Below are 15,334 nucleotides of genomic sequence, written 5' to 3' on the forward strand. Positions count from 1 at the left end.
CGTAGGCACCTCGCTGGGTAGGGGGCGGAGAACTGTCGGGTGTGGGTTCTGGTGGGGACGAGCTGGGCACCGGGTGGGGGCGGTGTGGAATCCGGAGGGGGCCATGAAGGACACCTTGGCGAGGGCCGAGTGTTTGCGGTCGGTGTTCGCCGGCACGGCTGCGGGGACGGTCGGGCTGGAAGAAGAACTGCTGCTGGTGGATCGCCGGAGCTGGCTGCCTGCGCGGGCGTCTGAGGTGCTGGCTCTCGTGGACGACGTCCGGATCAAGCAGGAGTTGCCTGCCTGCCAGGTGGAGATCGCGACCTCGGTGCACAAGGATCCGGACGTCGCTGTCGCGGAACTGCGCAGTTGCCGGTCGCTGCTGGCGGACGGCTGTGGCTCGGGCCTGGCTGTGGTCGCTGCGCCGGTTCACCCATTGGTCGACGGACCTGTGGAGTTGTCGGCAACGGCGCGAGCAGTCGGTCTCGACGACCGGTACCGTGAGGTGATCCGTCGGCAGCTGGTCTCGTCGTTGCAGGTGCACCTGGCGTTCGGTGACGCCGACTGCACGTTGGCGGTCTATCACGCGTTGCGAGATCTGCTGCCGGAGCTGGCCGCGCTCGCAGGCGCCGCACCATTCGTCGGCGGACGCGACAGCGGCCTCTGCTCAGTGCGTCCGGTGATCGCCGCGCAGTTGCCGCGCCAGGGTGTGCCGCCGATCATTGCTTCGTGGGAGCAGTTCGCCGCCGACCTGTGCTGGGCGGTTCGCGGGCGCGCCGTCGACGACCCGTCGGAGTGGTGGTGGGAGCTCCGGCCACATGTCTGCTTCGGCACGCTCGAGCTCCGGGTCCTCGACGTACAGGCGACGACGGATCTGACGAGCGCGATCGTTCGGTTCGTCTATGCACTGGCCGCCAGGCTGGCCGAGCTGCATCATCTCGGTGAACTTCCTGCGCCGGCGCCGTCCTGGCGGATCGCGGAGAACCGCTGGGCAGCGCTCCGGGACGGAGTCCGGGGTGAGCTTCTCGACCTTCGTACCGGCGTCGCCCGCCCTACCCGCCGACGCCTGCATGAACTCATCGATGCCGCCGAGGTGCATGCGCCGGGTGGGTTGGCCGACGTACGGGCACTGGTCGAGAACCCTCCGGTGGATCACCTTCGAATGCTCGGTCCCGACCGGGTCGTGCCGTGGCTCGCGGAGGTGTTCATCGCATGAAACTGGTGACGCTTCCCGGGGTCTTCGCGCCGATCTCCGACTCGTGGATGCTCGCCGACGCGATCCGCGAGGAGCGACTGGACGCGCAGTCGCGCGTGCTCGACGTGTGCACGGGTAGTGGCTTGCTGGCGCTGACCGCGGCGGACTGTGGTGCGGCCGCGACTGCCATCGACGTATCACGGCGCGCGCTGCTCACCGTCCAGCTCAACGCGTTCCGGGCCGGCCTGCACGTGCGGACGCTTCGTGGCAGGACGTTCGGGCCGGTCGCGGGGGAGCGGTTCGATCTGATCGTCAGCAACCCGCCGTACGTGCCGTCCTTCCGTCCCGATGTGCCGGCCTTCGGCGCCCGCCGGGCATGGGAGGCGGGGTACGACGGGCGCATCGTGCTCGACGCGCTCTGCGATGGCGCGGCCGCTCATCTTCGCCCGGGGGGAGCGCTACTGGTGGTGCATTCGTCGCTGATCGGGATCGAGCGGACGATCGAGCGGTTGCGGCGTACCGGCCTCGTGGACGTCGACGTCACGGCCAGGGTCCGAGGTCCGCTAGGGCCGTTGATGCGCGCGCAGCAGAAAGCCGGGACGATCGCCGCGGACATCGAGGAAGAGGACGTGGCGATCATCCGCGCGTGTGCGCCGCCGGCCGGCTGATCGGCAGTGGACGGGGGCCGTCCTGCTCGGGGTGGGTCAGTCGGCGACTTCGCGGTATCGGACACGTTCGTAGCGGAAGAAGCTGAACATGAGGACGACGAAGGCTGTCGCGCCGACCGGGTAGGCGATCGGCAGCGCGTCGCTGCCGACGACGCGTACGACGAGCAGCGTCGTACCGATGCCGGCGATCGCCGCGGTGATCAGAGCCGCGGTGGTGGCGATCGAGAACACCTCGGGACGCTTCTTGGTACCCAGCATCGCGAGCGCCTCGGTGGTATCGGGAGGATCGTCGTGCCGGCTGTACTTGCCGAAGTACGCGGCGTGGTCGGTGTCGAGATTGCGGTAGTACCGGCGGATCCGGGCGATCGACTGCTGGTACATGAGCCCCTGCAGACCGGTCTCGACGAGCCGGATCGTGGTCACCACACCGAGTCCGAACAGCAGCGGCAGGACGGCGGAGATGAATGGCCAGAACACGTTCTCGTCGTGCACGGTGAAGCCGATCGCGACCATCGAGCTCGACATGGCCAGGATGAACGAGGTCAAGCGGTTGCCGGCCTCGGAGATCGCCGTCCCGGCCGCCGATTGCAGGACGTAGTGCTCGGTGGTGAGCGCCCCGAGCAAGGTGGCACGTTCTTCGCTGTCCATGGCGGCCCGGTACCCAGTCATCGAGATCTCCGAGCCGAGCTGGCTGGATCGCGTACGTGCCGGTGCTGTGGGTACCGGCGAAGGACGCGCTCGACCTGGGAGGCGCTGATGGCGACGTGTGAAGTGTGTGGCAACGAGTACGACGGGGCGTTCGTGGTGATCACGCCCGACCGGCAGGAGCATGTCTTCGACAGCATCGAATGTGCGGCGCACGCCGGCGCCAACGCGGTCAGCGACCGTGCATGATCCACGATGGGTTTGGGGTTCATCCCCCGGACCCCCGGGGGCACCGCTCTCCCCATGCGGTGGGCGCGGATCGCTGAGCGGGCTGGGGATATCGCGGACCACGGTCATCAACGCGGTGAGCTCTGATGCGCCGCCGAGGTATGCGCGCAGGCCGGGTCCGACGTCGTTCACGGTGTTCAAGCCTGCGGTGCGGGCGCTTAGTCGGAGGTGCCGGACATGCCGGCGACGGTGCTGGCTGAGCGGGTGGCTGGACGGGGTCGATCCGGTGGTTCCGCGAGAACGTTTGCGTCCCGGCCACACGATCCGGCTGACCGGATCGTGTGACAGCCCGGTGATGCCGCGTAGTGCGACCTGTGTTTCCCGCCGCGCACGATCCCGCTCGAGGACGGCACCGCGAAGCTGTTGCCGGTGCTGGTGATCGCCGCCGCGCACTCACGGTTCAGCACCGGGCGGATTATCCCGACCCGGAAGACCTGGTCAGTTGAGGAGCCCGTCGATGGGGGCGTTGTCGACGTAGATGCGTTGGTCGGTGAACTTGCCGTCGGCGAGGGTGAAGGTCGAGCAGGCGTTGATCTTCATGACGGTGTCGTCGTGGAAGCGCCAGATGCTCGTGACCTCGAAGATGACCACGCCGTCGTCTTCCTGCCAGACGTTGATCAGCGGGTGGGCCAGCGACGCGACCTTGCCGAGCAGGGTCGTCATCTGGTCCAGCATGGCGACCCGCCCGTTGATCGTCGGGGCGTTGGCGAAGGTCAACGAGACGTCATCGGCATAGTAGGAGCCGAGCCGGTCGAAGTCCTTGGCCTCCATGGCGTCGAAGTAGTCGGTCAGGAGGTCGATGGTGGGCTGGTCGGCTCGAGGCATGACAGCTTTCTTCGCTGGTGTGACGGACTGGTCCACTCGTCAAGCAGGGCTCAGGCTGTCGGGCCATCGCCATCTCCGCCGGAAAGCCTTCGGACTCCACCACCGGACCGGTCAACCCGCCACGAGTGCAACCCCGACCTTTGAAGAGGCACTAGATCGCAAACTCGACGCGGGCACGTTCAGCCTCACAGCAACTCACCGCTTTACTCACCGGATTGAATGAACATACCGAGCACAGTCACCAACCGCTGCTCACGATCGGGACTGCTCGATGGATGTCGGGACGCTGTCAAGACGAGCGCTCGCGCTGCCGGCCGGTCTCGATCGAGGTCGGGCCGGAGGCGCGCCAGCCGTCATACCTTCAGGCGACTGACTGCCTTCTCGAATGTCCCACGCTCGTCCGGCTTCGGGGCGTAGCAGACGATCTCGTCGAACCCGATGTCCCGATAGCGCTCAGTCAGCCTGGGCAGTGCGTCAGCGCCGGACCACGGCTGCAACGACCCGTACGCGAGCAGGATGCGGCGAACAGTGCCGGGTTCGCGATCCCGTTCCAGGCAGAGTCGGTCGAGCGCGCGCATGCGTTGGATCGACGCGTGATAGAAGTCTTCTTCAGCCGCCTGGCCCGCGAACGTGACCCACGCGTCGGCGTAACCGGCTACCACCTCGAGACTCGCCGAGGCATTCGCGGCGACGATCAGCGGGATGCGCTGCTGTACGGGCGCCGGGCTCATCGCGGCGTCGTGATACGAGTAGTACGCGCCGTCGTGGTCGCTCGCATCGCCGGAGAGCAGCCGGTCGACGATTCGGACGAACTCATCGAGCCGCGCCGACCGCTCCTTCGCCGGCCACGGTGGCACGCCTCCCATCGCATGATCCGTCGGCCACATGCCGGCACCGACGCCGAGCTGGAAGCGACCGGCCGAAATGTGGTCCAGCGTGACGGCCTGCTTGGCCAGGAGCATCGGACTGCGGAACACCACGTTCGCGATCAGCAGGCCGACCGAGATCCGGGTCGTCGTCGCAGCCCATGCTGCGAGAAGCTCCGGACCGGCGTGCACAGGAGTCGACGGGTCCCGAGGATGGCGGATGTTGTCTCCAGTCCACAACGCGTCGAAGCCGACATCTTCGGCTGTCGCAGCCCATTCCGATGCTTCGTCCCATGTCGCGGGATTCACCTTGAGTCCGTACCGCATATGTCCCACCCCCGTCTGTGCACGTGATCCATTGGATTGCGCCCTGTGCGCCTGATCAAGGGCTGCGTCAATACGCGGCATCGAGCTTCGCGCGCTGCTCCGTGGTCAGCTCGAGATCGACAGCTGCGAGGCTCTCGTCGAGCTGTGCCACCGAGGAAGCGCCGACAAGCGGAATGACCGGGAGGTCTCCTCCGATCAGCCAGGACAGCACCACCTGGTTCGCGGTCGCACCGGTCTCTTCGGCTACCTCGCGGAGCGCCGCGAGCCGCACCGGCGTGCCCGAATGATCGAACTCGGCGCCCAGCGGCTTGTCGGTGCGTACGTACGCACCGGACAGCAACGGCGAGTAGGCGACCAGCGTCAGCTCGGGATTGGCCCGCAGGTAGCTGAGCAAGTCCCCACCGACCACGCCGACGTTGCCGTCAGGCGAGCGCAGGGTCGGCAGGTCGGTGCGCCGGCGAAGGTAGGTGTGATGGTATTGAAGAACCTCGTACGTCGGCAGCCCGGCAGAAGCCGCCAGGCTCAGGGACTGTTCGAGTCGCCACGCCCAGTGGTTGCTCGCACCGAGCAACCCCACGGCGCCGGATCCAACCAGCTCCGCGAACCCCTCGACCGTCTCCTCTACCGGCACCTCAAGATCGTGGATGTGTGCGTAAAGGAGGTCAAGTCGCTCGACGCCCAGCAGTTCGCGGCTGCGCTCCGCAGATTCGCGGATGACTTTCGCCGACAGACCTTCGATGTCAGGGGTGAATTCCCGCATCGGGACGTTCGGCCGCCCGCCGAGCTTCGTCGCGATGACGACCTCGTCGCCTATGCCGCGGCTGCGGCGCCATCGCCCGAGCAACTGTTCGCTCTCGCCGCCCTGCGTGCCGCTGAGCCAGAACGCGTAGTTGTTGGCAGTGTCAACGAATGTGCCGCCGGCCTCGACGTATCGGTCCAGGATCGCGTACGCCGTCGTCTCATCTGTGGCGGTACCGAACAGCATGGCGCCGAGGCTGAGAACGCTCACCTCGCGTCGCGTCTGCGGATCGTTGCCTATCGTGCGGTATCTCATGGAAGGTCCTTTCAGCGGCCCGTCGCCGGGCGATTGAACAGAGTGAACCTCCTAGAGAAGGCTCTAGGTCAAGCGCATCAGCGCAGATCGAGGATCGATGCCGGCGCCCGGCGGACGCCGATGGACAGGGTGTCTACGGTCAGCCGCTGCAGCGCCACCTCCGCCGCCGCGAGATCCTGCACGCCGAGACCGATCAGCTTCGCGATGGAGATCTGGGTTTCGTTCTCGGGATGCGGCCACCCGGCACGATCTCTCCCAACTCCGCTCTGATGCTTGCTTCGGTGATGACTTTCGCCATCACCACACTAGAAGGGGTTCCAGCGGGTCAGGACGAGGATGAGGACGCACACGGCTACGTAGATCGCGTTGATCAGCAGGACCGGCGAGGGACGGCGGGCGATCGGCTCCTCCGGCAGACCGGTGTGCGAACGGAGCCGGAGCGTCTCGAAGACACCTGCGACCCTGGTCAGCTCCTTGTCCGCGATACCGCCGACGACGTGCCAGTCGTCCCCTGCCTCCAGGCTCAGTCCGTCTTCGTCGCCCTCGATCGACTGCACGGACCGCCAGGACAGCCGCTGTTCGAACCAGCCGGTGCGTATCCACAGGTCGGTCGCGGTGGCAGTCACCCGGAAGAGCGCGCGGGTGCCGAGTGAGTGCACCAGCGGTGCACCGATGCCGGTCACCAGGACAGCGGCGCACCAGTCTCCCCAGGTTGCAAAGGTTCCGACGGCGAGCGGGGCGACGAGCAGTACGGCGACGAGCGCCGGGAGATTCCACCAGGACCGCGCCCGGAGTGGCACCTCCCACGGCAGCGTCGGGACCTCCCGCGCCGGCTCGATGGGTGGCGGGGCGGGTGCGTCCTCGGCCGGCTTGAAGTCCTTCGGCAGGCGGCTTGCGGTTTCGTTGTACCAAGGCAGCTGTCTGGGTGCCCGGAACGGGCTGGTCGGCCGCAGCGCATGGGTACCGATCATCAGCGTCGGCCAGCTGCCCTCAGCGAGGTCCCCGACGAGCAGTGCGTCGCCTCGGTACCGCCTGAGGGTTTTCGCCCACTCTTGTGTGAGCTTGGCCGGGGCAGCGGTATGGGCGGGGACGAGGTCGTCGGGTTCGGTGTGGAGAAAGCCCAGCAGGACCGTGCCGTCGGCGGACCGAACCGTGAACGCGTCGGAATAGTGCCGATCGATCCGAACGGGCATGGCCGGGCCGCTCCAGGACGTCCGTGGACGGGCTCTGCGGAGGCGGAGGTCACGGAGGACGAACAGGAAGGACACGGCCCAGGCAGCACTGGCCACCGAGTACCAGTACGTGTTGTCGGCCGGCTCTGCTCGGAGCCGGAGCCAGTGTGGGTCGGCCGGGTCGACCAGCACCGGTACCTGCGTGCCGGTGTCGTAGTCGTCCAGCGGAAGCACGCTGCGGGTGGCGCCGTCGGGCAGTTGGAGTACGACCTCGCCGTCGTCGTTGATGCCTTTCACGACGGCGATCTTCTCGACGGCACGTCGTACATGCGTTTCCTCGCGTTGGTCGAGCGCATGCATCACGCCGAGCCCGGCGGCGCCGACCAGCACCAGACCGGCTGCCACGAGGAGCCAGAAGGTGACGCCGAGCGGTGCGGCCGCCGGAACCTGGACCTGGCCGCGCGGCATCCGCGCGGACAAGGACCGCTGGCTGCGGCGGCTCAAGAAGGTCCAGATCAGCAGGAGCGCGCTCAGCACGCCGTAGATACTCCAGGCGACCTGTGCGCCGGCGACATCGTCGTACCGGAGTTCCAGGACGAGGAACAGCACGCCGGCCAGGGCTGCGGCGCTCGGTTGCCACCACAGCAGGGCGAGTGACGCGAAGCAGGCGACGACAGCCAGCGAGAACGCCCTATCCGGGCCGCAGACCGTGGGGTTCTCGACGGAGCAGGTGCCGGAATCAGCGACGGTCGACGCCACGATCGCCCCGAGCCAGAGGGCAGGCAGCAGCCAGCGGTAGGTCCAGCTCGGTACGACGGTGCGAGCCCAGCGGGCCGCGAGAGCGCCTGTCATTCGAGAACTGTAAGGTCAGCGGGCCCTTTCCACGCGGCCTTCGTCCCAGACCGGCTCGTCGGGACCGAACCGTCGGCGCCGAAGACGGCGCAAGCGGTGCCCGCGCGACAACGCAGCACCGACCCGTCACTGTTACAACGACTGCAGGTCGCCAACGCACGCAACCGTGAACTCGCCGAAGGCAAGCAGCGACGCGGTCGGCAACTCGCGCAGGCCCTCGGCGAGTTACGAGCGATCGGAATGACAGCCGGACTGCCGGCTGATTCGTGCTCAAGAACACTTGCACTGGGCAACGTCTTGGACAAGGGCCCTGAATCCCGACCTCCAGGTCAGCCTCGGCGGCATGCCCGCCTTGAACGAGCGCGAACTAGGATGACTGTCGGTGTCGAGAGGGGCCGCCAATGTCGCAACCACGGGTTCGGGGCAAGATCGAGGTCTACCGGGTCGTCGAACGCGCCGCCCACGGCCGGCTGGGTGGGGCGGCATGAGGCGCCGCGAAGCCAGGCTCGATCGGAGGGTGGCCGCGTTGTTGGCGGCCAAAGCGTTCACCGAGATTCGCTATCTGGCCGGGGACGTCCGGCGCAGGTCGGAGGACAGCTCCTCTGATGAGGGTCTGGACCGCATCAGGTTCCTGGCCGATCTGTGCCACAACATGCCGGGGATCGCCCAGCCACGTCGCTGGCAGCAGGCCCGCAGAGGCGCCTCCCCCACTAGCCTTGAGCAGGCGATGGCGAAGCGGCCGATGAGCTGGATCTGGAACACCAGCAGCCACGAAGGGCGCGCATGGATGCTGGCCCACATCGAACAAGAAGTGCGAACCTGGATGCCACCGCCGCCGCTACCGTTGCATCGCAAGGGCCCGGCGCCGATGATTCCGCGGCACCGGGCCGGCGTTCTACTGGGGCGCTGGCCGGTCCGAGCCCCCGCCGGGCGCCAGCCGCTGTCTGCGGCAGCACACGTTCTCAAGGCCCTCGATACCGATGCGGTCTGCGCCCTGCACGAGGAGGCCGGACGGCTCCGGCTCGGCCTCGGCAAAGGCGGGCCGTGGCTCCGGGCCCACCTGGATCCCGACGGCGTCCACTATCTGGTGCCGGATCCGGCGGACTACTACTGGCCCGGCAACCCAGACGGTCGAGGTGGCGAGATCCGCTGGTGGCAGTGCACCGCACTCCTGCGGATGTATGACGGCGAACAGGTCAGCAGCATGGTCTCCGTGCTCCCAGAGACCTTCACAGCGTTGCCCTCGACCCTGCCCCGAAGGGAACAACTCCGACTCGTCCACCTCGCTCGTGCCACCGAGCGAGACACCCACCTCTGGGGCCGGGACCACGAGGCCGAATGCGACCCACAACTCTGCGGCTACGTCGCAGAAGCCACCGACAACCCTCCGCCGGCCAACTGACGAGGCAACTCTGCTCACCGCTGTCTGCAGAGGACGCCAGACATCCGCGCACACGACCTCGGAGATCGGCGACCACACGCCGACAGATCTGCGGAGCAGACACACCGCACGGGTGGGCCGCGAGCACCTGTCTCGCCGCGACGCAGCATGTGATCATTTGCAGGTGATCCCACGACCATTCTTCGATCGACCGATCCAGACCGACCCACTCTTCTGGGTTGGGATCGTCGGAGGGCTGACGATAAGCGTCATCGTTGAGGTGCACCAAGATGCCTCGACCGGGGACTTCATTTGGGGGGTTCTCACGGGCACCTTCTTCTTCACGTGGTGGATCGCTGGGCTTCTCCTGTCGACGATCCGACACCAGTTCCGCCGCCGTCGGGCGACGAAGCAGTCCGAGGACCAGGTCGCGACGGAGTGAAGCATCGGCAGTCGGCTTTGCCAACCAGACTGTGGACGGCTGTAGACCACCTGGCGTGGTTCTGGCGGCCAGCACGCTCATTGCTGGAGGTGGCAGCGTGGCCGTGTAGACCAGGGTCGACGGCGGATCAGCAACTTTAGCCAGTGCAATCGCCCATCGTGATCGGATCATCGTTCTGGCCGGGTGGCGCCGTTCGGCATCGGCGTTGTGATTGGTGGTGGTGCCAACGTTGCCCTTGCCGCTCTGGCGGTGAGGGCCGGCCGTCGCGCATTCGGTCCACCTCCCGAATCGTGGGCCGGGCCAACGGACAGCACACTGTCAACGCCCGGGAACTCGAACGGCGATTGATGGCATTCAGCTGTCGGTGACGGTGGCAGTCGATAGCGAGGCCTCAGGCCTTCGCGTTCGTACGTCGTGCGGGTGCCGTTGTCGAGGTCGTGTGGGTGTAGCCCTCGCCCAGGCCCGCCGAGGAAATGTCTCGGTCGGCGCGGACTTACGCCGAGCTTGTAGCGCCTGGAGGTTATGTCCCGCGGTACCGACGGGCTGTGGGGGTATGCCGAAAGAGTTCGGGCGGAGCAGCATGTAGTTATGGCGGCGAGGGATTTGGTGTTCGGGGTGGGGGACAGGGTTCGGACTTGGGGGCGGTTCGTGGCCCGGGCGGACGGTGATTGGTTGGACCTGGCCCGCGTGCATGATTTGACGTGGAAAGCGCCGGGTTGGAAGTCGGATCGGTCGGTTCGGTTGATCGGGGCAGCTGGCGAGGCAGTCGCTGCCGGCATCGCAGCGAACCGAGGTCTGGGCTATGTCTCGGTGGTTGGGATCTGGGGCGACGAGAGCATCGAGGTCGAGGTGCTGTCGGCGGAGATCCCTGCTCGGGAGGCGCGTGCAGCTCGGAGGGACCCGCCGTGCCCGCCGCCGCCCGGTGGCTGGCGGCACGGCGTGGTCGAGCTGGACGTTGACCTCCGCGACCGCGAGTCGTCCGGACCGATCGTCAACCTGGCGATCTTCCGTCCTTCACCGGAGCAGGAAGTGTTGGTCGTCGCTGCCACCGATGTGGACGCGGTGATCCGGCGGTTGTCGCCGAAACTGCCACGACAGTTATGCGTGGTGCCCAGTCGGTTCACCCGCGCTCAGATCGACGAGGTGTACGACGTCCTGCACGCCAATGGGCGAGACTGGCGCCTGGAATCCTTCGGCACCGGCTCGGATGAGCAGGCTCAGCCGTTCATCGCGGCGATGATGTTCCGGGTCACCGCTGAGATGGCGGAATGGGCCGACGCGCTGCCCGAGGGACTGGTCCGCCTCGAGCCGACGCTGAGCCCGGCCTGACAATGCGGTCGAGTAGCTGACCCGTGATCACCGCCGCGATGATGCGCGGACTCCTCCGGTTTGCTGTGCCTCCGGTTGCGGCGCCGTGCGGTTGTCGTTCTGCGGTCTGCGGTCAGTTCGTTCTGTCGGTGGAGTGTTGCTATTTGGGCTGCGCGAGGCACCAGTCGATGGCGGTGTCGTGTCCGGATCTGTCGCTGTTCCAGTCTGGATCTATTCGCTGGTCGGGGAAGACGGCGGCGGTATCGGCGTCGGAGAAGCGGTAGTGCCGGGTTGCGCAGTGCGCACGCAGGCTCGATCGGGGTAGATCGAAGGTGCCAAGTTCCTGGTAGCCGACGGGCCGGGCGCCGGTGGGCTCGCCGACAAGGATGGCTTCGGTTTCGCGGCGGAAGTCGGTGGCGGTGACCATTGCGGCGGAGTAGGTGTTCCTGCCGATCAGTACGTACAGACCGCCGGGTCGGTTGATGGTCGGCAGCCTCCAGATCGGGTAGATGAGGATGTGGCGGGCGAGGGTGTAGTCGCCGCCGCCGTTGTCGCGAAGGTCGAGGATCAGTCGGGCTGGTGCGGTGTCTTGCAGGTGCGCAATCAGTTGTCCAGCGGCCTGTTCGAGGCCGTCGTAGCGGCGGAAGTTCGCATAGGTCGCGTCCGCTGTGGGAAGTGCGGTGTAGGCGAGCGGCTCGTCGGGGTTCCGCATCCGGAGCGGGGCGTCCGCCGACGGCGGCGGCGGCCACGACGGTGCCGTCCCAGGTGGTAGGGATGCCACCTCGGCTGTGAAAGACGCGTCGTTCTGGCCGACGAAGCTGAACTCGCCGGCGGCGGTGTCCGGCAGGCAGTTGAGGGCAGCGAGCACGTCGGCGCGGGTGAGTCGATCCGCACTGCGGGCCCGCTCGTGCCAGGCGTTCTCGCCCTGTGGAATGAGTGGCTGGAGTCGCCGGTCTATCTCCTCGACGGCGATGCCACCGATCGCAACCAGTCGGGCACCGAGCACTCGAGGGTTGTCAGTGAGTGCCTTCACTACCCGCAACTGGTCGCCGTACCAGAACAATTCCAGCGGAAAGCGTCGGTAGTGATCGTCGGTCTCGACGCTGGTGTGGCCGTCGCCGATCATTGCTGCTATCTCGTCGAAGCCGACCAGGATTGCGGTGCCGGACAGAGCTGGGATCCGGTCGTGCAGGCGGGCCACTGTGGCGTCGAACTGTTCCGGTGAGATCGTGTGGAAAGGGTTGCGATGCCGCTCGAGGAGGCCGCTGGCGAGGGCATCGAGGTCTGCGTGCCAGTCGTCCGGCTCCATGAGCCGCAACCTCTCGGCAGCGGTCGGTCCTGGTCGATCGTCTGCCGCTGTTGCGGCGAACATTTCGGACGGTCGGACCGGGTCCTTCGTCGTGTCTGCCATCTGTCCTCCAACCTCTACTGAGTGGTTTCCGGACGCATTCAGTGCCGCATCGGCAGGTCGGCTCCCCGGCTCGCCGCCGTGCCGGTGGATCGTGAGAGACATGTTTCGAGAGTAATCTCTCGGATTGTCCTCGACAACACGATCAGTCCGCAGACCGGGCAGTCACCGTAGTAGGCATAGCGTTCGCGGCGACCTTGGTAGTCGCTCCACCAAGCTCCCAGCCGTTCGACTGGATTCACGGGCTCAGCGCCAGGCCGTGAGTGCGCGTTCCAAGCTGGCTACTAGTCGAGCGGGGCCTCCGGCCAGACGGCCGAAGTCAGGCACTCGAGCACTGCGGTTCAGGGGATCAGTCCGACGGCCGTTGGCACCGCGGCGGGCCAATCACCACCATTCCTTGCGGGAAAAGGCGATCCTGACGGCCACTTCGCATGTCCTGCAGGCAGATGGCCGGCGTTGCAACAAGGTGCAATCGCGGCGCGTTCTGTCCCTCGCGCACGTTGTGCTCGCGCACGATCTCGAGGCCCATCGAGGTCGCTCATGTCTTGAGGGGGATTCCCAGTATGAAACTGCAGCGCTTCGCGCTCGCCCTGGCCGGGGTCGGCATGCTCGCCGCCACGGCCGCCGCCGGCCCGGCCACCGCCGCCGTCCGGTCCGACCCGACGCCTGCGATCGCCAACCCGGCCCAGGGCAACCTGAAGACCACGCCGAACACCAAGCTCGCCTCCGGGGGATGCGTGCAGGACGTGGGCTTCAACACCCCGAAGCCGGGGATCAACGACGTCCTGGTCACGCCGGGCAAGCCGCCGCGCGGTGAGTTCTTCGCCGAGTTCCCGTTCGCCGGCACCCGTCTCAACACGACGTGGTACGGCGTGCAGACCGACGCGCACTTCTACTACCACAGCCTGTTCGTGCAGAACGGCACGCTGTACCGCGGTGTCACCTACTTCGACACCGACAACGCGCGTCCGACGTACGCGCGGATCGGCTCCGGCTGGACCAGCTTCACCCAGCTCGTGACGTCGAACTACGCGATCACCGCGCCGAACCGCTCGTACCTGTACGGGCTGAGCACCAACGGCAGCCTGTACCGCTACGCGGCGTCGGGTGGCACCTTCCGGGCGCTCGGCCACTTCCCGGGCTTCAAGGGCTTCAAGGCGATGACCGTTGTCTCCGAAACCCCGACCTACGACACGCTCCTGATGACCACCAAGGCGGGTGCCCTCTGGACGGTCCGGATCCCGGCCGCGGCCTCGACCAAGCCGATCCTGAAGCTGGTCCGTAGCGCGGGCTTCGCGGCGTACGAGTCGCTGGCCGCCAGGGAGTGCGGCGCCAGGGGCGGCACGCTGGTGACCGGTTTCGACAACGAGACCGACGCGGCGTACCAGTACGCGATGAGCAAGTTCAACGGCTCGAAGACCGCGGTCACGTCCTACGGCCGGGTCACCGGCGGCACCATCCCGGGCACCGGCATCTTCTCGGTCACCGGCCACTGGAACCAGCTGGTGGGGGAGTGATCCTGCAGTAGTGCAGAGCCGGGGCGCCGCTTGACGCGGCGCCCCCGGCTTGTTTCAGAGGTCCTTCTGGTAATCGATGGCTCGGGTCACGATGTGGTAGCCGGGTTGTTCGGTGATGCCGATCATGTGGTTGTTGGACTCGGCGTTCCAGTTGTCGAGGCATACTCGCCGGCAAGCCGGATGATTTGGAAGGAGAACCCATGGTCCACGAGAACCTGGAGTCCACGTACCTGGCGTACCTCGACGTATTGAACGGCCGGCGGTTCGACGAGCTGGACCGCTATGTGTGCGACGAACTCGTTTACAACGACAAGCAGCTGACCCGCCAGGAGTACGCCGACATGATCGCGGAGGATGTTCGTGCGGTCCCGGATCTACGCTTCGAGGCTCACCTGCTGTCCACTGGTGGTGACATGGTGGCCTGCCGGCTCTGGTTCGACTGCACCCCGACAAGTACATTCCTCGGCCTAGAACCGACAGGGAGCGCGGTCTCCTTCGCCGAGCACGTCTTCTACCGGTTCGAGGGCGGACGGATCGCGCACGTCTGGTCCCTCATCGACCGCGATGCGGTCGCGTCCCAATTCAATGGTCAGATTCTTCCGTCGCGACAGGCCTGATAGGCGGTGGGCACCTTCGGTCGGAAGCCGAGGCTTCGAGCGAGGGAGATGTCCATGTGGCCCTGCCAGGGGTTGGGCAGGGGCTCGCCGGAGGACTCGTAGGTCGAGCCGACGAGTTGGGCCATTTCGTAGGCGGTGAGGGGTGAGTCGTCGGCAATGTTGACCGTTTGGCCGTCCAGTTCGCCGGTCAGGGCGAGGTTGATCGCGATTGCGATGTCCTCGTGGTGAATGACGCTGAGTTTGCGCGCAGGATGCCATCCCATCTCGGCCAGTTGGTGCGGGGCCGCTTCGAGATGACCGTCCTGGTCGCCGTACACGAAGGGGAAGCGCAGGATCACCCAGTTCAGCCCGCTCGCGCGGACTTCCGCCTCGGCCTGGATCTTGCTGGCCGGGTAAGCGTGCGTCGCGGTCGTCGCGTCGGTCTCGCGACCAGGATGGGTGAGTTCTGGACCGTAGACGTTCGAGGTGCTGGCCAGCAGGAACCGGGCCTGGGGACTGATGGCTTGCGTTGCGGCGATCAGGTTGCGGGTCCCGTCCGAGTTGACCGCCCAGATCCGGGCTTCGTCCGTGGTGCGGAACACGGCGGCCAGGTGAACGACGGCCGTGACGCCGACCAGGGCTTTGGAAAGCGTCTCCGGATGCAGGACGTCTCCCTCAACTGGCTGAATTCCTTCCGGAACGGTCTTACCGGGACGCACGAGCGCTCTGCAGTCGGTACCGTTCGCGGCGAATCGCTTCAGCAGACGTGAGCCGACCAGGCCGGTGCCACCGGTGACGAGGATCGTCATGG

The 15,334-nt window shown here is 66.8% G+C and carries 15 protein-coding genes; 7 read left to right on the plus strand and 8 right to left on the minus strand.

What is annotated here, in order from left to right:
• The first annotated feature begins 103 nt into the window (after window positions 1-103).
• Window positions 104-1,195, plus strand: coding sequence for a YbdK family carboxylate-amine ligase (locus EV647_RS16275; RefSeq protein ID WP_134003531.1), 1,092 nt, complete (start codon window positions 104-106; stop codon window positions 1,193-1,195).
• A complete protein-coding gene (locus EV647_RS16280) occupies window positions 1,192-1,842 on the plus strand; it encodes a HemK2/MTQ2 family protein methyltransferase (protein ID WP_134003534.1) in 651 nt (216 codons plus the stop codon). Before EV647_RS16275 ends, EV647_RS16280 begins: the two co-directional genes overlap by 4 nt.
• Window positions 1,843-1,878: 36 nt before the next feature.
• Here EV647_RS16280 and EV647_RS16285 read toward each other — a convergent pair whose 3' ends face one another.
• Window positions 1,879-2,511 carry a hypothetical protein gene (locus EV647_RS16285; protein WP_134003536.1) on the minus strand — a complete coding sequence of 211 codons (633 nt, stop codon included), beginning with the start codon at window positions 2,509-2,511 and terminating at the stop codon, window positions 1,879-1,881.
• A gap of 87 nt (window positions 2,512-2,598) precedes the next feature.
• On the opposite strand from EV647_RS16285, the gene EV647_RS42040 reads away from it, so the two are divergent.
• The gene (locus EV647_RS42040) at window positions 2,599-2,736 is read left to right on the plus strand and encodes a hypothetical protein (protein ID WP_166680297.1); all 138 of its coding nucleotides are present in this window, start codon (window positions 2,599-2,601) and stop codon (window positions 2,734-2,736) included.
• 477 nt (window positions 2,737-3,213) lie between these two features.
• Here EV647_RS42040 and EV647_RS16295 read toward each other — a convergent pair whose 3' ends face one another.
• The 4 genes from EV647_RS16295 to EV647_RS16310 all read right to left on the minus strand — a co-directional run bounded on the left by EV647_RS16295 (window position 3,214) and on the right by EV647_RS16310 (window position 7,871).
• Entirely contained in the window at window positions 3,214-3,600 is a 387-nt protein-coding gene (locus tag EV647_RS16295; RefSeq protein ID WP_134003538.1) for a nuclear transport factor 2 family protein, read from the minus strand.
• 353 nt (window positions 3,601-3,953) lie between these two features.
• Window positions 3,954-4,793, minus strand: coding sequence for an LLM class flavin-dependent oxidoreductase (locus EV647_RS16300; RefSeq protein ID WP_166680344.1), 840 nt, complete (start codon window positions 4,791-4,793; stop codon window positions 3,954-3,956).
• Between the two features lie 67 nt (window positions 4,794-4,860).
• Complete coding sequence (locus EV647_RS16305) at window positions 4,861-5,847, minus strand: aldo/keto reductase (RefSeq protein WP_134003542.1); 987 nt, start codon at window positions 5,845-5,847, stop codon at window positions 4,861-4,863.
• Window positions 5,848-6,152: 305 nt separating this feature from the next.
• Complete coding sequence (locus EV647_RS16310; RefSeq protein WP_134003544.1) at window positions 6,153-7,871, minus strand: hypothetical protein; 1,719 nt, start codon at window positions 7,869-7,871, stop codon at window positions 6,153-6,155.
• Between the two features lie 484 nt (window positions 7,872-8,355).
• Here EV647_RS16310 and EV647_RS16315 point away from each other — a divergent pair, with 484 nt between their 5' ends.
• Window positions 8,356-9,273 carry a hypothetical protein gene (locus tag EV647_RS16315; protein ID WP_134003546.1) on the plus strand — a complete coding sequence of 306 codons (918 nt, stop codon included), beginning with the start codon at window positions 8,356-8,358 and terminating at the stop codon, window positions 9,271-9,273.
• Between the two features lie 1,162 nt (window positions 9,274-10,435).
• The gene (locus EV647_RS16320; protein WP_134003548.1) at window positions 10,436-11,023 is read left to right on the plus strand and encodes a hypothetical protein; all 588 of its coding nucleotides are present in this window, start codon (window positions 10,436-10,438) and stop codon (window positions 11,021-11,023) included.
• Between the two features lie 139 nt (window positions 11,024-11,162).
• Here the strand turns inward: EV647_RS16320 and EV647_RS16325 are convergent, their stop codons facing one another.
• Together EV647_RS16325 and EV647_RS43020 are read right to left on the minus strand one after the other, a co-directional pair.
• A complete protein-coding gene (locus EV647_RS16325; protein WP_134003550.1) occupies window positions 11,163-12,413 on the minus strand; it encodes a hypothetical protein in 1,251 nt (416 codons plus the stop codon).
• Window positions 12,414-12,759: 346 nt separating this feature from the next.
• Window positions 12,760-12,939 (minus strand): hypothetical protein, encoded by a 180-nt coding sequence (locus EV647_RS43020; protein ID WP_238177242.1) that lies wholly within the window; start codon window positions 12,937-12,939, stop codon window positions 12,760-12,762.
• Window positions 12,940-12,973: 34 nt separating this feature from the next.
• On the opposite strand from EV647_RS43020, the gene EV647_RS16330 reads away from it, so the two are divergent.
• Window positions 12,974-13,927 (plus strand): hypothetical protein, encoded by a 954-nt coding sequence (locus tag EV647_RS16330; protein WP_134003552.1) that lies wholly within the window; start codon window positions 12,974-12,976, stop codon window positions 13,925-13,927.
• A gap of 200 nt (window positions 13,928-14,127) precedes the next feature.
• Window positions 14,128-14,544 (plus strand): ester cyclase, encoded by a 417-nt coding sequence (locus EV647_RS16340; protein WP_134003554.1) that lies wholly within the window; start codon window positions 14,128-14,130, stop codon window positions 14,542-14,544.
• On the opposite strand, the gene EV647_RS16345 is transcribed toward EV647_RS16340, so the two are convergent.
• Window positions 14,517-15,332: an NAD(P)-dependent oxidoreductase gene (locus tag EV647_RS16345; protein WP_134003556.1), complete on the minus strand. Its 816-nt coding sequence runs from the start codon at window positions 15,330-15,332 to the stop codon at window positions 14,517-14,519. The two genes, EV647_RS16340 and EV647_RS16345, sit on opposite strands and share 28 nt — an antisense overlap.
• Between the last annotated feature and the right edge of the window lie 2 nt (window positions 15,333-15,334).

Source organism: Kribbella sp. VKM Ac-2566 (assembly GCF_004366005.1).
Taxonomy (GTDB): domain Bacteria; phylum Actinomycetota; class Actinomycetes; order Propionibacteriales; family Kribbellaceae; genus Kribbella; species Kribbella pratensis.

Bases quoted from the DNA above. Each gene is read 5' to 3' on its own strand.
- EV647_RS16275 (WP_134003531.1), top strand. From the start codon at position 104: ATGAAGGACACCTTGGCGAGGGCCGAGTGTTTGCGGTCGGTGTTCGCC.
- EV647_RS16280 (WP_134003534.1), top strand. From the start codon at position 1,192: ATGAAACTGGTGACGCTTCCCGGGGTCTTCGCGCCGATCTCCGACTCG.
- EV647_RS16285 (WP_134003536.1), bottom strand. From the start codon at position 2,511: ATGACTGGGTACCGGGCCGCCATGGACAGCGAAGAACGTGCCACCTTG.
- EV647_RS42040 (WP_166680297.1), top strand. From the start codon at position 2,599: ATGGCGACGTGTGAAGTGTGTGGCAACGAGTACGACGGGGCGTTCGTG.
- EV647_RS16295 (WP_134003538.1), bottom strand. From the start codon at position 3,600: ATGCCTCGAGCCGACCAGCCCACCATCGACCTCCTGACCGACTACTTC.
- EV647_RS16300 (WP_166680344.1), bottom strand. From the start codon at position 4,793: ATGCGGTACGGACTCAAGGTGAATCCCGCGACATGGGACGAAGCATCG.
- EV647_RS16305 (WP_134003542.1), bottom strand. From the start codon at position 5,847: ATGAGATACCGCACGATAGGCAACGATCCGCAGACGCGACGCGAGGTG.
- EV647_RS16310 (WP_134003544.1), bottom strand. From the start codon at position 7,871: ATGACAGGCGCTCTCGCGGCCCGCTGGGCTCGCACCGTCGTACCGAGC.
- EV647_RS16315 (WP_134003546.1), top strand. From the start codon at position 8,356: ATGAGGCGCCGCGAAGCCAGGCTCGATCGGAGGGTGGCCGCGTTGTTG.
- EV647_RS16325 (WP_134003550.1), bottom strand. From the start codon at position 12,413: ATGGCAGACACGACGAAGGACCCGGTCCGACCGTCCGAAATGTTCGCC.
- EV647_RS43020 (WP_238177242.1), bottom strand. From the start codon at position 12,939: ATGGGCCTCGAGATCGTGCGCGAGCACAACGTGCGCGAGGGACAGAAC.
- EV647_RS16330 (WP_134003552.1), top strand. From the start codon at position 12,974: ATGAAACTGCAGCGCTTCGCGCTCGCCCTGGCCGGGGTCGGCATGCTC.
- EV647_RS16340 (WP_134003554.1), top strand. From the start codon at position 14,128: ATGGTCCACGAGAACCTGGAGTCCACGTACCTGGCGTACCTCGACGTA.
- EV647_RS16345 (WP_134003556.1), bottom strand. From the start codon at position 15,332: ATGACGATCCTCGTCACCGGTGGCACCGGCCTGGTCGGCTCACGTCTG.